This is a genomic window from Morganella sp. B601 (assembly GCF_051172335.1).
Taxonomy (GTDB): Bacteria; Pseudomonadota; Gammaproteobacteria; order Enterobacterales; family Enterobacteriaceae; genus Morganella; species Morganella morganii.
In genome coordinates this window covers 189,703-206,981 of record NZ_JBPIZE010000003.1, presented here as the reverse complement: position 1 = coordinate 206,981, position 17,279 = coordinate 189,703, and the positions used below count along the sequence as shown (strand labels likewise).

The 17,279-nt window shown below is 54.0% G+C and carries 12 protein-coding genes; all 12 read left to right on the top strand.

What is annotated here, in order from left to right; translation table 11 throughout:
- Positions 1 to 38: 38 nt before the first annotated feature.
- The 12 genes from ACSBQN_RS09485 to bamB all read left to right on the top strand — a co-directional run bounded on the left by ACSBQN_RS09485 (position 39) and on the right by bamB (position 17,181).
- A complete protein-coding gene (locus tag ACSBQN_RS09485) occupies positions 39 to 461 on the top strand; it encodes an enhanced serine sensitivity protein SseB C-terminal domain-containing protein (RefSeq protein ID WP_024473935.1) in 423 nt (140 codons plus the stop codon).
- A gap of 141 nt (positions 462 to 602) precedes the next feature.
- The gene (locus ACSBQN_RS09480; protein WP_354632838.1) at positions 603 to 5,624 is read left to right on the top strand and encodes an alpha-2-macroglobulin; all 5,022 of its coding nucleotides are present in this window, start codon (positions 603 to 605) and stop codon (positions 5,622 to 5,624) included.
- 116 nt (positions 5,625 to 5,740) lie between these two features.
- Positions 5,741 to 8,050 carry a peptidoglycan glycosyltransferase PbpC gene (gene pbpC / locus ACSBQN_RS09475; protein WP_004236925.1) on the top strand — a complete coding sequence of 770 codons (2,310 nt, stop codon included), beginning with the start codon at positions 5,741 to 5,743 and terminating at the stop codon, positions 8,048 to 8,050.
- Between the two features lie 212 nt (positions 8,051 to 8,262).
- Positions 8,263 to 8,688 (top strand): nucleoside-diphosphate kinase, encoded by a 426-nt coding sequence (ndk, locus tag ACSBQN_RS09470; RefSeq protein ID WP_004236924.1) that lies wholly within the window; start codon positions 8,263 to 8,265, stop codon positions 8,686 to 8,688.
- 135 nt (positions 8,689 to 8,823) lie between these two features.
- A complete protein-coding gene (locus tag ACSBQN_RS09465; protein WP_354632837.1) occupies positions 8,824 to 9,825 on the top strand; it encodes a hypothetical protein in 1,002 nt (333 codons plus the stop codon).
- 195 nt (positions 9,826 to 10,020) lie between these two features.
- Entirely contained in the window at positions 10,021 to 11,199 is a 1,179-nt protein-coding gene (locus ACSBQN_RS09460) for a bifunctional tRNA (adenosine(37)-C2)-methyltransferase TrmG/ribosomal RNA large subunit methyltransferase RlmN (protein ID WP_004241977.1), read from the top strand.
- A gap of 71 nt (positions 11,200 to 11,270) precedes the next feature.
- Positions 11,271 to 11,621, top strand: a complete 351-nt coding sequence (locus tag ACSBQN_RS09455) for a tetratricopeptide repeat protein (RefSeq protein WP_354632836.1) — start codon at positions 11,271 to 11,273, stop codon at positions 11,619 to 11,621.
- A gap of 53 nt (positions 11,622 to 11,674) precedes the next feature.
- Entirely contained in the window at positions 11,675 to 12,733 is a 1,059-nt protein-coding gene (gene rodZ, locus ACSBQN_RS09450; RefSeq protein ID WP_152695987.1) for a cytoskeleton protein RodZ, read from the top strand.
- A gap of 79 nt (positions 12,734 to 12,812) precedes the next feature.
- Positions 12,813 to 13,937, top strand: a complete 1,125-nt coding sequence (gene ispG, locus ACSBQN_RS09445; RefSeq protein ID WP_024473931.1) for a flavodoxin-dependent (E)-4-hydroxy-3-methylbut-2-enyl-diphosphate synthase — start codon at positions 12,813 to 12,815, stop codon at positions 13,935 to 13,937.
- A 148-nt stretch (positions 13,938 to 14,085) separates the two neighbouring features.
- Positions 14,086 to 15,366, top strand: a complete 1,281-nt coding sequence (gene hisS / locus ACSBQN_RS09440; protein WP_152713525.1) for a histidine--tRNA ligase — start codon at positions 14,086 to 14,088, stop codon at positions 15,364 to 15,366.
- A 10-nt stretch (positions 15,367 to 15,376) separates the two neighbouring features.
- Complete coding sequence (locus tag ACSBQN_RS09435) at positions 15,377 to 15,994, top strand: YfgM family protein (RefSeq protein WP_024473929.1); 618 nt, start codon at positions 15,377 to 15,379, stop codon at positions 15,992 to 15,994.
- A gap of 14 nt (positions 15,995 to 16,008) precedes the next feature.
- Positions 16,009 to 17,181: an outer membrane protein assembly factor BamB gene (gene bamB / locus ACSBQN_RS09430; protein WP_004236914.1), complete on the top strand. Its 1,173-nt coding sequence runs from the start codon at positions 16,009 to 16,011 to the stop codon at positions 17,179 to 17,181.
- Positions 17,182 to 17,279 lie beyond the last annotated feature (98 nt).

Below are 17,279 nucleotides of genomic sequence, written 5' to 3'. Positions count from 1 at the left end.
TATTTACGAAGACAGATGCTGAAATAAGGAGTTCTGTAATGGCGGATACACTCCCGGTGCAGGAAGTGATGATTGAACAGGGCAGCGCATTGCTGCTCAGCGTACCGGAAAACAAACCGGACGCAGTGCTGGATGCGCTGACCGGCGTGTTTAAACAGCACAAACCGGTGCGCCGTGCATTTTGGGTAATGGCAGCCGAAAAAAACAATACTGTCCCGGATGAACCGGTGCTGCTGATTGTGCTGGAGCTGAGTGAAGAGCAGGAAGCGGATACTGTGATCCGCCAGGCGGCTGAGGCTGCGATGGAGCACCTCGCTGACGGGGAGCATATTGATTTTTGTCTGTTAAATCCGGATGAAAATGACGGGCTGACGCACTTCCTGACACAGCACACTCAGGCATTCTATCAGCGCCGTCTCGGTGGCTGGCTGCGTAACGCCATTCCTGTAACAGAAGCGTAACAATAATTTATCCGGATGGTGAATATGTGTAGTGCATATATTCAGAATAATGCACTATACGCTTGTTTAGGCTTTGTTTACACTTCGTGAAATAATACCGAACAAGTGCCCGTTTTCCGGGCTCACCAGAAAGGATTGATTATGCGTTCTCCGATTGCAGGACAGGGTCCCGGCAAAAAACGCTGCATTGCAGTGCTTCTTGCATCAGCGCTGGCGCTCATGGGTTGTGATGACACCGGCAGTAAAACCACGGCGGCGGGCAGCAATGACAGCGCGCCGGCCAATAATAAAGAAAACTCGTCTTCTTCATCTGCTTCCTCTCCGTCTGCGAAAAAAACACAGGATGCCGCATCACTGGCAGAGCTGAGTAAGCGCTACGCCGGAAAAGATGTGACTATCATTGACGCTTCTGAGATCCAGCTCGACGGCGCAAATGCGATGGTGGTGACCTTCTCCGTTCCGCTGGATCCGAACCAGGATTTCAGTCAGTTTGCCCGTCTGGTGGACGTGAAAAACGGTAAGCTGGAAGGTGCCTGGGAGCTGTCGGATAACCTGATGGAGCTGCGGATGCGCCATCTGCCGCCGTCACGGGAATTGCAGCTGAGTATCGATCGCGGCGTGCGCGGTATCAATGAGCGCACACTGGTTAACGGTTACGATTTAAAACTGACCACTGCGGATGTGGTACCGAGTGTCGGTTTTGCCAGCCGCGGCTCGCTGTTCCCGGCAGATGTCCTGCAGGGACTGCCGGTATTCGCGCTGAACGTGGACAGTATTGATGTCAATTTTTACCGCATCAAACCGGATTCTCTGGCTTCTTTCCTGGCAAGCTGGCAGTACGGTAACAATCTCCAGTACTGGAATTCGGATGATCTGCTGAATAACACTGATCTGGTCTATACCGGGCGTTTTGAGCTCAATCCGCAGAAAAACACCCGCGAAAATATGCAGATCCCGCTGAAGGATATCAAGCCGTTACAGGAAGAGGGCGTGTATCTGGCGGTCATGCAGCAGGCCGGGCGTTACAGCTACACCATGCCTGCCACACTCTTTACCCTGAGTGATATCGGCGTTTCCATGCACAGCTATCTTAATGAGCTGGATGTATTTACTCAGTCGCTGGCCAAAGGCAGCGCACTGAAAGGTGTGGAAATCCGTCTGCTCGACAGCAAAGGTCAGCTTCTGGGCAAAGCAGAAACCGACAGCAGCGGTCATGCAAAACTGGATCGCGGGGCGGATGCCGCGCTGTTACTGGCGATTAATAACGGCCAGACCAGTATGATCGACCTGAAAAACCCGGCGCTTGACCTGGCAGAGTTTGATATCGCCGGTCCGCAGGGCTATGCAAAACAATTCTTCGTTTTTGGTCCGCGTGACCTGTACCGTCCGGGGGAAACTCTGGTAATTAACGGCCTGCTGCGCGACGGCGATGGCCATCCGGTTAAAGATCAGCCTGTCAAAGTGGATGTGCTGAAAAATGACGGTCAGGTGGCTTCCACCTTCGTCTGGCAGCCGGAAAACGGTCTTTATCAGTACCAGTATGCGATTCCGGAAAACATCGAGACCGGTAAGCTGACACTGCGTTTTGACCTCGGGGATAACACACCGCGCTTCTACAGCGTCAATGTGGAAGATTTCATGCCTGAGCGCATGGCGATGGAAATCAAAACCGACAAACAGCCGATCACCACACAGCAATCCGCTGATTTTGAGATTGAAGGCCATTATCTCTATGGTGCACCGGCAGCCGGTAACCAACTGACCGGACAACTCTTTATGCGTCCGGATCGCGAAGCGTCCGCCAAACTGCCGGGCTTTGAATTCGGTAATATTCAGGAAGAGAACCTGACCCGCACCCTGGATGAATTCGACGAAACCATGGATGACAGCGGTGAACTCGCATTCACCATCAGTAATGATTACTGGAAAGAGGTGAAATCGCCGTTTAAATTAATCCTCCAGGCAAGCCTGATGGAAACCGGCGGCCGTCCGGTGACCCGCCGTGCGGATGTCGCGGTATGGCCAGCCGCGAAAATGGCCGGTATTCGTCCGGTCTTCGCCAAAAAAGAGGTTTACGACTACCGCACTGACAAATATGTGTCGCAGTACAGCATGGATGAAGATTCACTGGCTGAATTCGAAATTGTCTATACCGACCGTCAGGGTAATAAGTTAAAAGCGGATGATCTGAATGCGCGTCTGATTTATGAGCGCCGCGACTATTACTGGCGCTGGTCCGACTCCGAAGGCTGGTCATCCGGTTATGATCAGAAAGACCTCGTGATGTCTGATGACAAAATCAGTATCGCCAAAGACGGTACCGCAAAAGTGACCGTCCCGGTCTCCTGGGGGGCATACCGTCTGGAAGTGGTGGATCCGTCTACCGGGCTGACCAGCAGTGTGCGTTTCTGGGCGGGCTATTCCTGGCAGGATAACACCGGCGGTACCGGTGCGGTTCGCCCGGACCAGGTGAAACTGAAACTGGATAAACCAAATTATCACGCCGGTGATAAAGTTAAACTGAATGTGACTGCACCGCAGGCCGGTAAAGGCTATGTGCTTCTGGAATCCAGTGACGGTCCGCTGTGGTGGCAGGAAGTGGATGTGCCGGAAGGCGGCACCGATGTGGAAGTCCCGCTGAACAAAGAGTGGACACGCCACGACCTGTACGCGACTGCGGTGGTTGTCCGCCCGGGCGACAGCTCCCGTCAGGCGACCGTCAAACGCGCGGTCGGTATCCTGCATATCCCGATGGCCGATCCGGCCCGTAAGATTGATGTGACACTGGATACGCCGGCCCGCATCCGTCCGAATCAGGATCTGACCGTTAAAATCAAAGCAAAAGCACAGGACGGCAAAGCAGCACCGGAAAAAGTGAATGTGCTGATTTCCGCCGTGGACACCGGTGTGCTCAATATCACCGACTATAAAACGCCGGATCCGTATGACGCCTTCTTCGGCCGCAAACGCTACAGCGTGGACCAGTATGATGTCTATGGACAGTTGATTGAGGGCAGTGGTCGTCTCGGCACACTGCGGTTTGGTGGTGACGGCGGCGATGATCTCGATCGCGGCGGCCTGAAACCGCTGACCGAAGTGCAGATTATCGCGCAGCAGGCGGCACCGGTGGAACTGAATGCGCAGGGCGAAGGGACTGTTACTCTGCCGATTCCGGATTTCAACGGTGAACTGCGCCTGATGGCTCAGGCCTGGACGGACGAAGATTTCGGACATGCGCAGAATAAAGTGATTGTTGCTGCACCGGTGATCAGTCAGATGGCACTGCCGCGCTTTATGGCCGGTGGTGACCGTTCACAGCTGACGCTGGATCTGACCAACCTGACCGATGAAACACAGAATCTGACCGTGAATTTCAGTGCGGACGGCATGGTGCATCTCAAAGGGGCGGCAGAGAAAGAAGTCACCCTGGCGAAAGGCCAGCGCACCTCCGTGAATGTTCCGGTTGAAGCGGCAAACGGCTTTGGTCAGGGCGAGGTGTTTATGACGGTCAAAGGGCTGAAACTGCCTGATGAAAGCAGCAACACCTATAAAAACAGCTGGAAAATCGGCGTGCGTCCGGCATACCCGGCTGAAACCGTTTCTTACTCGATGTCACTCGGCAATGGCGGAGAATGGGCGTTACCGGCAGATCAGATCGGTTATCTGGATGCGAATACTGTGTCCGGTGAAATGACGCTGACCAGCCGTCCGCCGCTGGATATCTCGCGTTATATCCGTGAACTCTATGCCTATCCGTACGGCTGTCTGGAGCAGACGGTGAGCGGGCTGTATCCGTCCCTGTACTCCTCTGAGGCTGAGCTGAAGAAACTGGGCATCAAAACCCAGACTGACGCCGGACGCCGCCAGGCGGTGATGACCGGTATTCCGCATCTGCTCGGCATGCAGCGCAGTGACGGCAGCTTCTCCCTGTGGGATAACAGCGGCGCGGAAGAGCCGTGGCTGACTGCATACGCGACAGACTTCCTGTTCCGTGCCGGACAGCGCGGGTTTGATGTCCCGGCGGATGCCCTGAGCAACGCCAATAACCGCCTGCTGCGTTATCTGCAGGATCGCTCGGTGATCAGCAGCAACTATTACGGCAACAGCGACCAGATGCGCTTTGCGGTACAGGCGTATGCCGGTTATGTGCTGGCACAGCAGCAGAAAGCACCGCTCGGCGCACTGCGTCAGGTCTATCAGCGCCGTGATGATGCCGCAAGCGGACTGGCACTGGTACAGCTGGGTATTGCCCTGAAGAAAATGGGGGATGCGGATCGCGGCAACGAAGCCATCCGTTTGGGTGTGATGAAGAACCGTGACAGCGTCTATACCGGCGATTACGGCAGCACCATCCGTGATGATGCGATGATTATTGCGCTGCTGAGTGAGGCGGATTCTAATGCGGATCAGCGTTACGGCAAGTTGCAGGCACTCTCTGCGGAGATACAGAATAACCGTTACTTCTCCACTCAGGAGAGCAACGCCTTGTATCTGGCAGGCCGCCAGTACATTAATCAGAGCGAAAAACCGTGGTCTGCCCTGATCAACGGACAGGCCCCGGCAGTCAGCCGTGACAGCGCGCTGCGTGAGACTCTCACAGCGGCACAGCTGAACAACGGCATCAGTGTCGCGAACCGCGGGGATGCTGAGCTGTTCGGTCGTGTGAATATCACCGGCTATCCGTTACAGGCACCGCACCCGTCATCTGAAGTGCTGAAGATCAAGCGGACGTATATGGATCTGAACGGTAACCCGATCAGTATTGACCGCCTGAGCAGCGGTGACCTGGTGGCAGTCCGTCTGGATATCCAGGCTGACCGCAACGTACCGGATGCGCTGGTGGTGGATCTGTTACCGGCCGGTCTGGAGCTGGAAAACCAGAACCTGGCGGCAGCCAGTGCAAGTCTGGCAGACAGCGCGCCGAATCTGGCTGAAGCTATCCGGGATATGCAGCAGGCCAATATCCGCCATACCGAGTACCGTGATGATCGCTTTGTCTCCCAGGTGGCGGTGGAAGAGTACCGTCCGGTGACGCTGGTCTATCTGGCCCGCGCGGTTACACCGGGTAAATACAGTGTTCCGGCACCGCAGGTGGAATCGATGTATATTCCGGCCTGGCGTGCCACCGGTGTGACACCGGCGACACTGGAAGTGGTTCGTTAACAGCACCGTTTGTTGTCCGCAGCCTCCGGGCTGCGGCAGCAAAATATGTTTTATGCCCTTATAGTCTGTTATAAGGGCATTTTTATCTTAAGAATTCTGATAATGCGGTTTGATACATGAAAGTGTGGTTTAAACGTCTCGCGCTGACCGGCCTGATAACAATTGTTCTGACACCGCCGCTGCTCTGGCTGGCCGATAAAATCTGGCCTTTGCCGCTGGATGAGGTGGTGATGGCACGCACGGTTACGGCTGAGGACGGGTCACCGCTGTGGCGTTTCGCCGACAGTAACGGCGTGTGGCGCTACCCGGTCACACTGAAGGATGTATCACCGGAATTTATTGAAGCGCTTCTGACATACGAAGATCGCTATTTCTATCAGCACCCGGGCATCAACCCGGTGGCTATCGGCCGCGCGGCGTTGCAGGATCTGACCTCCGGACGTATTGTCTCCGGCGGCAGCACGCTCTCCATGCAGGTCGCCCGTCTGCTCGATCCCCATGACCGCACTCTGACCGGCAAACTGAAACAGGTTTTCCGCACCATTCAGCTGGAGTGGCACTATTCCAAAGATGAGATTCTGGAGATGTATCTTAACCGCGCCCCGTACGGCGGCACGGTAGAGGGTATTGGTGCGGCGAGCTGGATGTATCTCGGCAAACCACCGTCGGAACTGACCGCCGGAGAAGCGGCATTGCTGGCGGTCCTGCCGCAGGCACCAAGCCGTCTGCGACCGGATCGTTATCCGCAGCGCGCGGAAGCGGCCCGTAATAAGGTGCTTGACCGGCTGGCCGAATTTGAGGTGTGGCCGCAGTCAAAAGTGAATGATTTAAAGCAGGAGAGTATCTGGCTGGCACCGCGCCAGGTGCCGCATTCCGCGCCGCTGCTGGCACGGCGTGTGGCGCAGGGGGTGAAAGACCCGGTGATCCGCACCACCATCAATCCTGCCATTCAGCGCCAGCTGGAGGAGATGGCCCGCAACCGCAAATATCAGCTGCCGGAAAAAACCTCTCTCGGCATTATGGTGGTGGATAACCGCGATATGAGTGTGAAGGGCTATGTCGGCTCTATCGATTTCTCTGATGATACCCGTTTCGGGCATGTGGATGTGAACAGCGCCTGGCGTTCACCGGGCTCCACACTGAAACCGTTTTTATATGCCCTGGCGATGGATGAGGGGCTGATCCACAGTGAATCCCTGTTACAGGATGTGCCGCGCCGCTTTAATGATTACCGCCCGGGCAACTTTGATACCGGGTTCAGCGGGCCGGTGAGTGTCAGTGAGGCACTGCGCCGCTCTCTGAATCTGCCGGTGGTTCAGTTGCTGGATGTTTATGGTCCGAAACGGTTCAGTGCCAAACTGCGTAACGTCGGTCTGGAACTGCGTTTTCCGCTCGGCAGTGACCCGAATCTGTCGCTGATCCTGGGCGGTACCGGGGCGCGGATGGATCAGCTGATTGCGGCCTACAGCGCGTTTGCCCGTCAGGGCAAAGTGGCACCGGTGCGTTTTCGTCCGGAAGATCCGCTGGCAGAGCGGCAGCTGATCTCCCCGGGTGCGGCGTGGATCACGCGCCGGGTCATGGCCGGAGAGACACGGCCGCTGGCGGATGACCGGCTGGCGCAGGATGTGCCGCTGGCGTGGAAAACCGGCACCAGTTACGGCTACCGTGATGCCTGGGCGCTGGGGGTGAATAACCGTTACACCATCGGGGTGTGGGTCGGTCGTCCGGACGGCACACCGGTGGCCGGACAGGCCGGGTTTGCAACCGCGATCCCGATCCTGTATCAGGTGGACAGTTATCTGCGGGCACGCGGAGGTAAAAAATTGCCGGACCCGAAACCCATCAGCGTCAGCAGTAAGATGATTTGCTGGCCGTCAGGGCTGGCAGCGGACAAGCAGGATCCGAACTGCCGTCAGCAGCGGATAGCGCTGGTGCTGGATAATACTGTGCCGCCGACACTGCCGTCAGCAGGGCAGGAAAGCCTGTCCGGCACCAATGCGGTGATCTGGGTTAACGGGCAGGGGGAGCGGGTGTCACCGGATTGTCCGGATGCACAGGAGAAAACCGTGGCGCTGTGGCCGATTGCGCTGGAGAGCTGGCTGCCGCCGGGTGAACGCCGCAGCCACCGTCTGCCGCCTGTCAGCAAAACCTGTCCGCCGCTGCGGGTGGAGGCTGCACCGCTGCTGATTTCCGGGATCCGCGAAGGGGATGTGCTGCGCCGTCTGCCGCTGGCGAAAACCCTTGACCTGCGGGTGGTGACGCAGGGCGGAGAGGGCACTCAGTGGTGGTTTCTTAACGGCGACCAGGCGGGCAGTACTGAGTCCGGTGAGCCGCTGCTGCTGACGCTGGACACCCCGGGGCGTTATCAGCTGACGGTGCTGGATCTCAGCGGCCAGGTCAGTTCAGTCAGTTTTACCCTGAAATAGCAGAAACGGCGGGAACCGCAGCGGAAAAAGTGTGATACAGACGGAAAATCTGTGATCTGTTATGCGGAATACTTTGCAAAAATGTTGCGTAACTGTAGGAAAAACAGAGGTGAGCCCGTATAATCACCGCCTTACCACAAGGTGTGGACCGGTCTGCCGTCAGCCGCAAATAACAATGACAACAGCGCACATGCGCACAATGAGGTCAATTCATGTCTGTACAACGCACATTTTCTATCATTAAGCCAAACGCCGTAAAGAAAAATGCTATCGGGGCCATTTACCACCGTTTTGAAAGCGCCGGTTTCCGTATTATCGCCGCCAAAATGCTGCACCTGACCCGCGAACAGGCGGAAGGATTCTACGCTGAGCACAAAGGCCGCCCGTTCTTTGATGGTCTGGTAGAATTTATGACATCCGGCCCGATTATGGTACAGGTGCTGGAAGGGGAAAATGCCGTGCAGCGTCACCGTGATCTGATGGGCGCCACCAATCCGGATAACGCCCTGGCCGGTACACTCCGCGCAGATTACGCCGACAGTTTCACTGAAAATGCCGTACACGGCTCTGATGCGGAAGAATCCGCTGCCCGTGAAATTGCCTATTTCTTCACTGAAGATGAAATCTGCCCGCGCTGATCATTCATTTCTGCCGGAGCCTCCCGCAGGTTCCGGCTGCTCCCGCCGCTGTATTCTCTTATATTTTTGTTCCGCTGAGACTGTGTTATAAACATTAAAATTAATGTGGATATTTCAGGCTGTCAGGGAACCCGTATGAAAAAATATATTTATATTGCCGGTATACTGCTTGTCAGTATTTTTTTTATCGCACAGATGGCCGGCGGCCCGGAGTGTATTGAAGATTACGGTAATAACGTCAGAAAAATATGTACCCCGAAAGAAAATGTTATTTTGTGGGAGCAGAACTTCGGGCAATCTGCGGATAATGACGCTGTCAGAAAAGTAAAATACGACAAAGCAGATTTAAACGATTTATTTTTCAGTGAAAATATCCGGGTTCATTTTCTGGCAGAGAACGGCAAGGTTTATCATGTCGCGATGGACACATTGCGTGACCCGGATTGTCAGGGCAGCAGCGGGGATTTTTCAATTACGCCGCTGGTTACACCGCGTTGCTGGTTTGGTGATAATATCCGTGAATATCGTATCCGGCTGGACCTGGTCAGTGAGGACGCAGACAGTTTCAGGTTGTCCCCCGAAAATACACGCTATTACAATTATGCGTATGATAAAGAACATGTGTATTTCAATGGTTTTTATCGTTCTGACGATGCGGATCCTGCCACATTCCGCCGTGTGGTCACGGACAATCCGGATAAAAAGCTGCCGGAAAAACTGTACACCGATAATCAGCGTCTGTATCTCGATTACCGGAAAATAGCCGATGAATCATGGGATGACCTGACCGATATCCGTATTATCCCGGTGTCAGTGAACTGGAAAACCCTGATGAGCGGGATCGTATTAAGGGGAAACCGTGCTGTTGACGATAACAGCGGTTTTACCCTGAAAAAAGGCAGTAAGACCGGAGTGTTATATCTGTTTTCCGATGATAATGTTGCTGTGTCAACCGCTGCGGATATTCCGGTAACGGCAGATCAGCAATGTTATCTGAACAATATCGTGGTTTGTCATATCGGCGGTGATTTTTATAAAATAAGCTACCGCTACGGTGACCCGCTGTTTGAAAAAATAACGGATTCAAACCGATCCCGTATCAGTAAAGAGTGGGATAATTTATTATCTTATTACTGAAATGCGGTATCCGGTTTTTTCATTTGCCATATCACCATTAATGTTTGTACAATGCCGCGCCCCGTTATGATACGGGGCTTTTATATTTCCGCTGTATCCGTGACGCCGTCCGTTTCAGCGGCTATCCTTATTCCTGTATCTGTGATGCGCGCCGCGTGTCACCGCCGAAAGTGTAACAACGAGGCAATGTTAACAATGTCAGAACTGACCACCCAAGACGCCTGTGTAACAGGCTCCGCACCGATTGCTCCTGAAAAAATCAACGGAAAAATTAATTTACTCGACCTGACCCGCAAAGAAATGCGCCAGTTTTTCGCCGATATGGGCGAGAAACCTTTCCGTGCTGATCAGGTGATGAAGTGGATTTACCACTATTGCTATGATGATTTCGATCTGATGACCGATATCAACAAAGTACTGCGCACCAAACTGAAAGCGGTGGCGGAAATCCGTGCCCCGGAAGTGTCAGAAGAACAGCGTTCTGCGGACGGCACCATCAAGTGGGCTATCCGTGTCGGCGACCAGGAAGTAGAAACCGTCTATATCCCGGAAGATGACCGCGCGACTCTGTGTGTCTCTTCCCAGGTCGGTTGTGCACTGGAATGCAAATTCTGCTCAACCGCGCAACAGGGCTTTAACCGCAACCTGCGCGTCTCTGAAATTATCGGCCAGGTCTGGCGTGCCGCGAAAATCATCGGCTCCCTGAAATCCAGCGGCCGCCGTCCTATCACCAACGTGGTGATGATGGGGATGGGTGAACCGCTGCTGAACCTGACCCATGTTGTCCCGGCGATGGAAATCATGCTGGATGACTTCGGTTTCGGGCTCTCCAAACGCCGCGTGACGATTTCCACCTCCGGTGTGGTTCCGGCACTGGATAAACTCGGTGATATGATCGATGTGGCGCTTGCCATTTCCCTGCACGCACCGACGGATGATGTGCGTGATGAAATCGTGCCGATCAACAAAAAATATAACATTGAGACATTCCTGGCATCTGTGCGCCGTTATCTCGGAAAATCCAATGCGAACGGCGGCCGTGTGACCGTGGAGTATGTCATGCTGGATCATATCAATGACAGCACTGACCAGGCGCATCAGCTGGCGGCCTGTCTGAAAGACACGCCGAGCAAAATTAACCTGATCCCGTGGAACCCGTTCCCGGGCGCCCCTTACGGGCGCAGCTCAAACAGCCGGATTGACCGTTTTGCCAAGGTACTGATGGAATACGGTTTCACCACCATTGTCCGCAAAACACGCGGTGATGATATTGACGCTGCCTGCGGACAGCTGGCCGGTGATGTTATCGACCGGACCAAACGGACACTGAAAAAACGCATGGCCGGTGAACCAATCTCTGTCAAAGCAGTCTGACAGTAATATTAAGTAACACTCCCCGGTGACTGTTTACGTTAATATACCTGCCTTACAGACAAGGAGGCAGTATGATAAGGGCGTATTCCCCGGGCTTAATTGCAGTAATGCTGCTGGCAGGGGGCCGGACAGCACCCGTGACACAGACCGTACCGGCTGCGACCGGTACCCGTCTTGCACTGGGTGAGGCTTATCTTCAGGCCGGCCGGTATGATGCCGCACGGTATCATTTTGACCGGGTACTGAAAGTACAGCCGCAGCATACCGGTGCGCTGACAGGCGCGGCGCTGAGTGCAAAATGCGATCAGCAGCCTGAAATTGCGGAAAAATACCTGAATTTAGCCGTGAATTCCCCGTCAGGCAGTGATAGTGTGGTACAGTACATTTTGGCTTATGAGTGTCCGCCGGATAACAGTCTGTAAAACAATATAAAAGTGATGTTGTTTTCAGGATTATTTTTATCATTACGGGTGGCATGCAGTATGCCGGAATACGGAACTTCGGTGCGCGGAAGGGCAGATCTCCGCGCTTTCTCGTAACCAGAACTGTTTGTGTCCTGAAACTCATGAATAACTCTCAATCTCAAGATAATCTCCAACTCACTCTTGGCCAATTCTTAACACAACGTCGGGAACAACTTCAGTTATCACGGGAAACAGTCGCCGACAGACTTTGTCTTAAACTGACTACAGTGCGTGAAATCGAAGAAGATGCACTGAAAGAAGGCAACCCGACCTTTATCCGCGGTTATATCCGCACGTATGCCAAGCTGTTGCAGATCCCTGAATCTGCGATCATGCCTTATCTTGATAAAATCGCCCCCGCTCAGATGACCAAAGTCCAGCCGATGAAAAGTGTGACTATCGGCCGTCAGCGTAAAAAACGCGAAGGCTGGCTGATGAAGTTTACCTGGCTGGTACTGTTGGTGGTTCTGGCACTGGTGGGCGTGTGGTGGTGGCAGCAGTATCAGGCACAACAGGCCGATATTGCCTCACTGGCACAACAGAATGATGTCACCGTGAATGCCCCGGCAGATGTTCCGGGTACCGACCCGGCAGACAGCACTGCACCACAGACACTGAATGCCCCTGCCGGAACGCCGGACACCGCTCCGGCCGGTAATACCAATACCGCTGCACTGGAATTATCGGCAGCCACCCCGCAGGATCAGGAAATTGACAGCAGCAAGATTGTGCCGCTGCCGGGCAGTGACCGTGTACCGGCGGTTGTTAACCGTACCGTGGACAGTGAAGGCGGCACGCTGCCGACCACCACACAGACACAGGATGGTCTGGTTCTGACCTTTAAAAACACCTGCTGGCTGGAAGTGACAGATAACAAAGGTACAAAAATTTTCAGCGGCACCAAACAGAAAGGGGATACCCTGGAATTTGCGGGCGCAGAACCTTACCGTCTGAAAATCGGCGCACCGGCTGCCGTGGATGTGCAGTTCAAAGGTCAGAGTGTTGACCTGAGTCATTTTGTTAAGGCAAACCGGGTGGCAAACCTGAGTGTGCCGAAAGCCGGTGAATAATTGGTTTATAAATTAAATCTTTACTACACAATAAACACAGCAATGATTAAGGACACAAGGATGTTCCGGAGAAAGACTTATGCATAATGAATCCCCGATAAAAAGACGCAAATCCACCCGAATTTACGTGGGAAATGTGCCGGTCGGTGATGGTGCACCAATCGCCGTACAATCAATGACAAACACCCGGACAACGGATGTTGAGGCGACCGTCAGACAAATTAAATCCCTTGAACGCGTCGGCGTGGATATTGTCCGCGTGTCAGTACCGACCATGGATGCGGCGGAAGCATTTAAACTGATTAAACAGCAGGTCTCTGTACCGCTGGTGGCGGATATTCACTTTGACTACCGCATTGCGCTGAAAGTGGCGGAATACGGCGTGGATTGTCTGCGTATCAACCCGGGCAATATCGGCAGCGAGGAGCGTATCCGTCAGGTGGTGGATTGCGCCCGTCATTATAATATCCCTATCCGTATCGGAGTTAACGGCGGTTCACTGGAAAAAGATATCCAGGAAAAATACGGCGAACCGACACCGGAAGCGCTGGTGGAATCTGCCATGCGTCATGTGGATATTCTCGATCGTCTGAATTTTGACCAGTTTAAAGTCAGTGTAAAAGCGTCAGATGTGTTCCTGGCAGTCGGTGCTTACCGTCTGCTGGCACAGAAAATTGATCAGCCGCTGCACTTGGGTATTACCGAAGCGGGCGGCGCACGTGCCGGTTCTGTGAAATCCGCTATCGGGTTAGGTATGCTGCTGTCGGAAGGTATCGGTGATACGCTGCGTATCTCACTGGCAGCCGATCCGGTGGAAGAAGTGAAGGTCGGGTTTGATATCCTGAAATCCCTGCGTATCCGTTCGCGCGGCATTAACTTTATCGCCTGTCCGACCTGCTCCCGTCAGGAGTTCGACGTGATTGGCACCGTGAATGCCCTGGAACAGCGGCTGGAAGATATCATCACTCCGATGGATGTATCGATTATCGGCTGTGTGGTCAATGGTCCGGGCGAGGCGGAAGTCTCCACACTGGGTGTGACCGGCGCGAAAACGCGCAGCGGGTTCTACGAAGACGGTGTCCGTCAGAAAGAGCGCCTGGATAACACCGATATGATTGATCAGCTGGAAGCGAAAATCCGTGCCAAAGCGGCCATGCTGGATCAGAATAACCGGATTGATATCAGTCTGGTTGAGAAAGAATAATCGCGGACCGGCTCATTATTGACGGGCCGGTTTTGTCTGTTTTGGCAGATATGCTGTTTTAAGACGATATATCCGCCTCCCGATATTGCGCCCGCACAGGGTCGCTTTTATAATCGGAAACATATTTCATTGAGTTAAGAGAATTAACGTGGCGACAAAAATCCAATCTGTTCGTGGTATGAATGATTATCTGCCTGCTGATACTGCGGTATGGCAGCGTATTGAAAACACGCTTAAACGCATTCTGACAAGCTACGGGATCAGTGAAATCCGTACGCCGATTGTCGAGCATACCCCCCTGTTTCAGCGCGCCATCGGTGAAGTGACTGATGTTGTTGAAAAGGAAATGTACTCTTTTCAGGACCGCGAAGAAAATGTGAGCTTAACACTGCGGCCGGAAGGAACAGCGGGCTGTGTTCGTGCCGGAATCGAGAAAGGTTTACTGTACAATCAGGAACAGCGCCTCTGGTATATCGGGCCGATGTTCCGCCACGAGCGTCCGCAGAAAGGCCGCTATCGTCAGTTCCATCAGTTGGGTGCGGAAGTTTTCGGCCTGAGCGGTCCGGATATCGATGCTGAGCTGATTATGATGACCGCCCGCTGGTGGCGTGAGCTGGGCATTGCGGAGCATGTTACCCTGGAACTGAACTCAATCGGTTCGTTACAGGCGCGTGCAAACTACCGTGAAGCACTGGTCTCCTTCCTGGAACAGCACAAAGACAAACTGGATGAAGACTGCAAACGCCGGATGTACACCAACCCGCTGCGTGTGCTGGATTCCAAAGATAAAGTTGTTCAGGAACTCCTGAACGATGCACCGGCACTGTTTGATTATCTTGATGAAGAATCAAAAGTCCACTTTGACGGCCTGTGTGCCATCCTGGATGCTGCCGGTATTCAGTACCGCATCAACCAGCGTCTGGTCCGTGGTCTGGATTACTATAACCGCACCGTGTTTGAGTGGGTAACCACCGCACTCGGTTCGCAGGGAACTGTCTGCGCGGGCGGCCGTTATGACGGGCTGGTTGAACAGCTCGGCGGTCATAATACCCCGGCGGTGGGCTTTGCCATGGGTCTGGAGCGTATGGTACTGCTGGTTCAGTCCGTCAATCCGGACTTTGTGAGCGAAACCGCAGTGACCGATATTTATCTGGCCTCCTTCGGTGAAGGCAGCCAGGTTGCGGCAATGATGCTGGCGGAACAGATCCGCGACAGCCTGCCGGGTGTGCGTATCATGACCAACTACGGCGGCGGCAACTTTAAACGCCAGCTGAGCCGTGCGGATAAAAACGGTGCGCGCATCGCCCTGATTTTAGGTGAGGATGAAATTGCCAACGGGACAGTCACTGTCAAAGAACTGGCCACCGGTGAGCAGCAGACGCTGGCACAGAGCGGGCTTTCCGCTCGTCTGAGCGAACTTTTAGGTTAAGGAGAGACGTGTGGAAGTCTATACCACAGAAAATGAACAGGTATCAGCGCTGAAGAATTTCTTTGTCGAAAACGGCAAAGCAATCGCGGCAGGTTTGATCATCGGTATCGGCGGTATTGCCGGCTGGAACTACTATCAGTCTCACCAGGTCACCAAATTACAGGATGCTGCGATTGCCTATGAAACGGCGATCACAGCAAAAGGCACCCCGGCAGAGCAGACCGCCCGTCTGCAGGCTTTTGCGAAAGAAGCCAATAACAACTACGGTGCTATCGCCGGTCTTGATCTGGCGATGAAAGCGGTTGACAGCAACGATCTCCCGGCGGCAGAAAATGCCCTGAGCCAGGCGCTGACAAAAACCGATAATGAAGATTTAAAAGATCTGATTAATGCACGTCTGGCCCGTGTACAGCTGGGTCAGAAAAAACCGGATGCCGCGCTGGCAACCGTTGCGGCAGTGAAAGGGAAAGGCTGGGCGGCTTACGCACAGGATATCCGCGGTGATGCCCTGTTACAGAAAGGGGATGTGAAAGGCGCGCAGGAAGCCTACACCGCCGGTATTCAGAGTGAAGGTGCCGGGACTATCAAATCCGTTATGACATTCAAACTCGATAACTTAGCCGGGTGAGGGGACTCTCGATAATGCAACTGCGTAAAACACTGCTGGTAGGATTAGTCGCCTCTGTGCTGCTGGCCGGCTGTTCAAGTGAACAGGATACTATCGTGATGTCACCACTGCCGGAAGTGACAAGTCAGTTCACCCCGGAAACCGTGTGGGATAAATCCGTCGGTGACGGTGTCGGTAAATACTACTCTCATCTTTCCCCGGCATGGGAAGGATCCAGTGTCTATGCGGCTGACCGCAATGGCCTGGTCAAAGCCCTGGATACCGATTCCGGTGTTGAAATCTGGTCAGTGAATCTGGCGGAAAAAACCGGTTTCTTATCCGCGGATATCCCGGCGATGTTATCCGGCGGTCTGACCGTTTCCGGTGAACACGTTTATGTGGGTACAGAGCGCGGTACGCTGATCGCCCTGAACGCGAACGACGGTGAAATCGCATGGACAGCCAACGCCGGTGGTGAAGTATTGTCCCGTCCGGAAGTCAGTGACGGCCTGGTGCTGGTGCATACCGGTAACGGCCTGTTACAGGCATTTGATACCGCGTCCGGCGAACAGCGCTGGAGCCTGAACCTGGATACCCCGAGCCTGTCTGTCCGTGGTGAATCAGCCCCGGCTGTGGCCATGGGTGCGGCATTTGTCGGTGGTGACAACGGTCGTGTCAGTGCGGTTATGCTCGGCCAGGGTCAGATTATCTGGCAGCAGCGTATTTCCCAGACAACCGGTACCACCGAAATCAGCCGTCTGAATGACGTGGATATGACCCCGGTTGTTGCTGACGGTCGTGTTTACGCTATCGCGTATAACGGCAATCTGGTGGCGATGGATATGCGCAGCGGTCAGATTCTGTGGAAACGCGATTTCGGTTCAGTCAACGAACTGGTGCTGGATGGCGAATCCCTCTATGTTGTTGACCAGGATGATAACGTCTATGGTCTGCGCGCAGCGGATGGCGTCACCATGTGGTCACAGGATAAATTACTGCACCGTAATCTCTCCGCACCGGAAATCTTTAACGGCTATCTGGTCGTGGGTGACGGTGAAGGTTATCTCCACTGGCTGGATACCTCCAACGGACAGTTCGTGGCGCAGAATAAACTGAACAGTTCCGGTATTCTCAGCCGTCCGTCGATTGCCGGTGATAAACTGATGGTGCAGGCTCGTGACGGACGCCTGTACCTGCTCCGCCGCTGACAGTAAACCGCTGTTTCCGGCATCACTCCGGCAGGGTAACTGACTGCGGAGTGGTTTCATTGACGGCTCCTGAATGACAGGAGCCGTTTCGTCTTTAA

Coding starts and splice junctions, on each gene's coding strand:
- ACSBQN_RS09485 (WP_024473935.1), top strand. CDS start 39: ATGGCGGATACACTCCCGGTGCAGGAAGTGATGATTGAACAGGGCAGC.
- ACSBQN_RS09480 (WP_354632838.1), top strand. CDS start 603: ATGCGTTCTCCGATTGCAGGACAGGGTCCCGGCAAAAAACGCTGCATT.
- pbpC (WP_004236925.1), top strand. CDS start 5,741: ATGAAAGTGTGGTTTAAACGTCTCGCGCTGACCGGCCTGATAACAATT.
- ndk (WP_004236924.1), top strand. CDS start 8,263: ATGTCTGTACAACGCACATTTTCTATCATTAAGCCAAACGCCGTAAAG.
- ACSBQN_RS09465 (WP_354632837.1), top strand. CDS start 8,824: ATGAAAAAATATATTTATATTGCCGGTATACTGCTTGTCAGTATTTTT.
- ACSBQN_RS09460 (WP_004241977.1), top strand. CDS start 10,021: ATGTCAGAACTGACCACCCAAGACGCCTGTGTAACAGGCTCCGCACCG.
- ACSBQN_RS09455 (WP_354632836.1), top strand. CDS start 11,271: ATGATAAGGGCGTATTCCCCGGGCTTAATTGCAGTAATGCTGCTGGCA.
- rodZ (WP_152695987.1), top strand. CDS start 11,675: ATGCAGTATGCCGGAATACGGAACTTCGGTGCGCGGAAGGGCAGATCT.
- ispG (WP_024473931.1), top strand. CDS start 12,813: ATGCATAATGAATCCCCGATAAAAAGACGCAAATCCACCCGAATTTAC.
- bamB (WP_004236914.1), top strand. CDS start 16,009: ATGCAACTGCGTAAAACACTGCTGGTAGGATTAGTCGCCTCTGTGCTG.